Here is a 4,493-nt window from a genome sequence, read left to right on the forward strand (position 1 = left end):
CGACAGCGATGCTCTTCACCATGGTGTACGATGTGCCGCTTCTGCCTCCCGAGGTCGCCGCATATCTAGCCACTGCCATCGAGCTAGGCGGCTCGTTCTTGCTGGCGATCGGCCTGGCAGGGCGATGGGCAGCCCTCTCGCTGTTCGGACTCAATATTGCCGCCTCGATCTCATACGGACAGTTATCCGAAGCGGCCCTGCAGGAGGCATTCTATTGGGGAATTCTGTTCCTATACTTCGTCTTACACGGGCCTGGACTTCTCTCAACCGATGCCCTTTTGCGTCATTTGTATCAACGAAGACAACGGGCAGGAATCGCTACGGAGCACGCCCACACAAGCTGCCCGTGACAGTCATAAGAAAAGAGCCTGCCCGATCTCAATTATCAAAAGGCAGAGCCGAAGACCGTGGGCCATAGCCAAAGCGCCGGATATCCTCCCTTTATGACAGATTGTCCCCACACAAGCATTCTGAACGATAAGCACCTAGCACGTCGGGTCGGTATCACACGGAATGAAAGAATTGTTTCTTTGTGCCATAATTTCGCAGTTCGGAGTTCCCTCCAGTGAGCGAACCCATGGAACGCGGACAATCAGCTCCCAACAAACTCTGGTACCTCAAGCACATTCGCCTCTTCGATGGCATTTCTCCGTCCGAGATGCAGGAGATGGAGCGGATTACCCGTATGGAGACGGTGAAAAAGCGACAGCCTTTGTACCTTCCGGGCGATCCCAGCAGCAATGTGTATTTACTGAAGCAGGGACGAGTGAAAATCGCGAATACGGCGCCCAGCGGAAAAGAAGTCACCTTCGATATTCTAGAGCCGGGAGAAGTCTTTGGAGAACTCGACGTCTTGGAGGATGCCCCTCGCTCGACCTCAGCCGAGACTCTCGATGACACACTCATTTGTGTGATTCCACGGAAGGATTTCGATCAGTATTTGGCCATGCACCCCAACGTGACCGTCAAACTTACCAAGCTGATTGGGTTGCGGCTTAAGAAAATCCAGAGCCGTGTAGAAGACCTAGTCTTTCGTGACGTTCCAGCTCGGTTGGCCCATTTGCTCATGGAGCTTAGCAAGAGCGACGGAGCAGAGAACCCACAGGGGATTCGACTTCGAGCGAAATTGACGCACCAAGAGATGGCCAACCTGATCGGATGCAGCCGAGAAACCGTGACCGCTACTCTCAGTCAGTTCAGGGATGATGGCTTGATTCAAATGGATGGCCGTACACTCATCATTATCGACGCTAAGGGCTTGTCTCAACTTCTCGGTTAAGAAACTCTAAGGACAGGCTCCCCATTCTCTATCGTTCCTTTCTATCCCATTCCCTTAGCTTCATCAATAGCCAATCCTTTCGTGGAATGCCGGTAGTGAGGATCTGCCCGTCTATGAGAATGGCCGGGAACACGAGATGGCCAATCCTGTCCGCATCCTCCGGCTCCACCAATCGAATATCGATGTCCCAATTGGGGAGTTCGTGCTGGATTTCACTAATAAGCGTCCGAACCGATTGCTCGGAAAGGCATCCCCGGTGGACCAAAATCTCAAGATGGGCCATAGACCCCATCCTAGAAGAAAAGCCTACGGCCATCTGTGAGGAAGATTACAAGTGCCCACTCTTGCTTTTTCGTGGAGTCAGTCAATACTCGATTCTCAAAAGTGCTGTGCTAGATTTGCCCTAAAAGATGTCCGCTCGGCGAGAACCATTGGAAGCGGTCGAATTCCTAGAATCCACTTAAGGCTGCGAATTCACATAAAAACGGGGAAACCTCTTTCATCACCGAGCGTTACAGTAGTTTGCCAATCTAGATTCCTACACCGCAGGTCGCCCATTCAATCCGGGTCGCCGGCTCCATTTTTCAACCGTTCCGCGGACCTAGAATCTCCACTCCATCCGGTAGGCTTTCCGGGAAATAGTGCGCATCACGCCACCCCAGCTGACCTGTCAGCACAATCAGGCTATTGACTTCCAAATATTGAATGCGTACGCTTCCGCCCCCCAAGATACCCTTCTGCAAAGGAGTCATCACTGACGAGACGAAGCTCCAATTGTGGACAGGGAATTGGCCTGTTAGCCCTCCTATTACTGCATGGAATTTGTACTGCGGGGGCAAATGTCGCGAATAACGCTCGCTGAACTTCCTCAACACCAGCACATTCCAACTGTCCTCCCACCGAACCAGGTGTCAGTGAGCCTTAGCCCGGCACGTGGCCTACCCATTTTGGGTCTCCACTCGTGGCTACTCCGCAATCGGCTTCTCACTGTGAGTGTACATCCGACTCTGTCCGCGGCCATAAGACCGTTGGCTCTCTATGCCAACCCCACCCATCGAGTCCGGTTCGAAGGTTTAAGGAGTGAACGAGATCTAGCGCGGAGGTCATGATGCTATTCCCAAAGAAGCACTTCGTTCCCCTACTCTGTGCGGCGGTTGGGCTCGCCATCTTGTCGTCCTGCACGTCGCTTTCCACGCAGCGAAAGGAGGAGTCAACTGCGTCTATCAAGACAATCAAGAACAAGAATATGGACGGAGAAAATACCCAAGCGATGACTCTAGGAGAACTCCGCGATGAAGTCCAGCGATTCGCATATCGGTTTGTCACCCATGTAAACGAGCCGCTGCGGATTGTCGGCGGGACGACAAGCACAGCCAGCGTACGCAAGCTCGTGCAGCGGATGAAATTCGCCAATACATGGTCGGCGGTGGACATTGCAATTGGGCCGAACCCTGAATTGAACCTCATCGATATGATTGTGTATGTCACTTTGTCACGGATGCTGATGGAGGACTACTGGGTTCCGACCGTCTTTACCGAACAGGGAGGTATTCTCACAAAGGCGTTTCGAGACATGGAGGAGGATATCTGGAGCGTCGGAGCTCGAGTTCTTGATCGCGAGCAGCGGGAGGAGTTGCGCGGTGTCATAGTGAAATGGCGTGAACACAATCCTGACGTACACATGGTTACGGGCGTCCGATTCGGAAATATTGCCCCACAAACGAGCAATTCTCGTCTATCCGAGGTGCAGAAACCTGGAGGGCTATTGGGACAGATGCAACGAGCGAATGATGCCGTGGATGAAGTCCGACTTCTCTCGGAGCGTCTCATATTTCTTGTGAAGGCCATGTTACCGCTCTCGCAGTATCAAGCAGAAGCGACCCTAAGCGACATTCTAGCGGAACCCGCCATCGAACAGATGTTCTCAGACCTGGACCGTCTCACGACGTCTACGGAACGCTATGCGACGATGTTGGAGCGACTTCCTGCCGAGCGGAAGGAGACCCTGTCTCAAGTCAGCGACATCATTGCCAAGGAACGGAACAATTTCTTTACTGGGATCGTTCCTCATGAAGAGCGTCTTCAGGGCGTGCTGACGAATCTTCGCGAGACGCTTGTGGAAGCAAACAAGTTGATCGTGTCTGTTGAATCGTTTACCGGCAAGTATGTTCCAGCTCAGGATCCGTCTCGAGCTCAGGCGCTCCCAGTGGCCGATCAGAAGCCATTCGATATCAAGGATTATCAGGACACCGTCAGTGGAGTAACCGACACTGTTCGTGAGGCTCAGAAGCTTGCCCTCGTCTTGGAGCAGATCCTCAATTCCCCAGGATGGAAGGAGCGTATGCCGGAACTCCTCAATGCCATTGACGTTGTTGGCAAACAAGGGACCGGTTTGGTTGACTTCTCATTTCGCCGCGCGGTCATTCTCGTTGGGACTTCCATACTCATGATCTTTATCCTGGCGTTCTTGCTAGTGAGATATGCACTCAAAAGAGCGGCCGCCATCCGCGCCTACCAGAATGTGGCGGTCAAATAGGTGGCGCATTCAATCGCCGGGAAACGGTTTTGAGAAGTACATTCCTGCTGAGAAGTACATTCCTGAAAAGTACATTCTCATTTTTCACCGCTGGTCAATAAATGATGGAATTGATTTTGCCACACGTCCATTCGGGCATATGGCTAGGTCCGTCTGGCAGCTGTGACCTAGAGTTTTTGCTAGTTCTGCACAGATTCATCCTTTCGTAGGAGAGACTTTCTTCTACCCTAGGCGTAGAAACACTACGACATTTGCTCGCGCGATTCACTCATAGTTTGACTACCAACACAAGGAGGTCTGACCCATTGAGGAGCGATTGCTCACACGATTGCAGGAGACAATCCGCGCCAGCAAAAGGGAGTCATGGTTCGTTGCTCGCGGGGACCTGTTCGCGACTCCTCACCTTGACGGCGATATGCTGTACGAGCCACTCCCGTCTCTCCTACTACCCGCATGTGACCAATCTGCACAGATCTAGAAAAGGAGCAACCCAATGAGTACCGAGATGCTGGATTATAACCAAGGGTTTGATTTCGGCGTCGGCGTGGATGAATCAACGGGTACACCCATGGGCATTGCAGTCAAACCAGGTGATATTCAACCTGTCACCCAGGCCGGAGGTCAGAACGTTTCTTACAACTACAGCATGATCGAATCGGTCGAAGACTTTTATGATGC

5 protein-coding genes are annotated in these 4,493 nt (G+C 52.3%); 4 read left to right on the forward strand and 1 reads right to left on the reverse strand.

The window, feature by feature from the left end; all coding sequences use genetic code 11:
• Together ACOSYY_RS17875 and ACOSYY_RS17880 are read left to right on the forward strand one after the other, a co-directional pair.
• The coding region (locus ACOSYY_RS17875; protein WP_421664189.1) for a DoxX family protein at nucleotides 1-350 on the forward strand (350 nt) is incomplete at its 5' end.
• A gap of 227 nt (nucleotides 351-577) precedes the next feature.
• Nucleotides 578-1,279, forward strand: a complete 702-nt coding sequence (locus tag ACOSYY_RS17880; protein ID WP_421664190.1) for a Crp/Fnr family transcriptional regulator — start codon at nucleotides 578-580, stop codon at nucleotides 1,277-1,279.
• A 28-nt stretch (nucleotides 1,280-1,307) separates the two neighbouring features.
• Here ACOSYY_RS17880 and ACOSYY_RS17885 read toward each other — a convergent pair whose 3' ends face one another.
• Nucleotides 1,308-1,562, reverse strand: a complete 255-nt coding sequence (locus tag ACOSYY_RS17885) for a hypothetical protein (protein WP_421664191.1) — start codon at nucleotides 1,560-1,562, stop codon at nucleotides 1,308-1,310.
• An 822-nt stretch (nucleotides 1,563-2,384) separates the two neighbouring features.
• Between ACOSYY_RS17885 and ACOSYY_RS17890 the strand changes: the two genes are divergently transcribed.
• Together ACOSYY_RS17890 and ACOSYY_RS17895 are read left to right on the forward strand one after the other, a co-directional pair.
• A complete protein-coding gene (locus ACOSYY_RS17890; RefSeq protein ID WP_421664192.1) occupies nucleotides 2,385-3,815 on the forward strand; it encodes a hypothetical protein in 1,431 nt (476 codons plus the stop codon).
• Nucleotides 3,816-4,308: 493 nt separating this feature from the next.
• Nucleotides 4,309-4,493, forward strand: a 185-nt coding sequence (locus ACOSYY_RS17895) for a hypothetical protein (protein ID WP_421664193.1), incomplete at its 3' end; no start/stop codon positions are given.

This window comes from Nitrospira sp. BLG_2, from assembly GCF_049222245.1.

What these genes read in the sequence shown, in the direction of transcription:
- ACOSYY_RS17890 (WP_421664192.1), top strand. Translation starts at nt 2,385, where the DNA reads ATGATGCTATTCCCAAAGAAGCACTTCGTTCCCCTACTCTGTGCGGCG.
- ACOSYY_RS17885 (WP_421664191.1), bottom strand. Translation starts at nt 1,562, where the DNA reads ATGGCCCATCTTGAGATTTTGGTCCACCGGGGATGCCTTTCCGAGCAA.
- ACOSYY_RS17880 (WP_421664190.1), top strand. Translation starts at nt 578, where the DNA reads ATGGAACGCGGACAATCAGCTCCCAACAAACTCTGGTACCTCAAGCAC.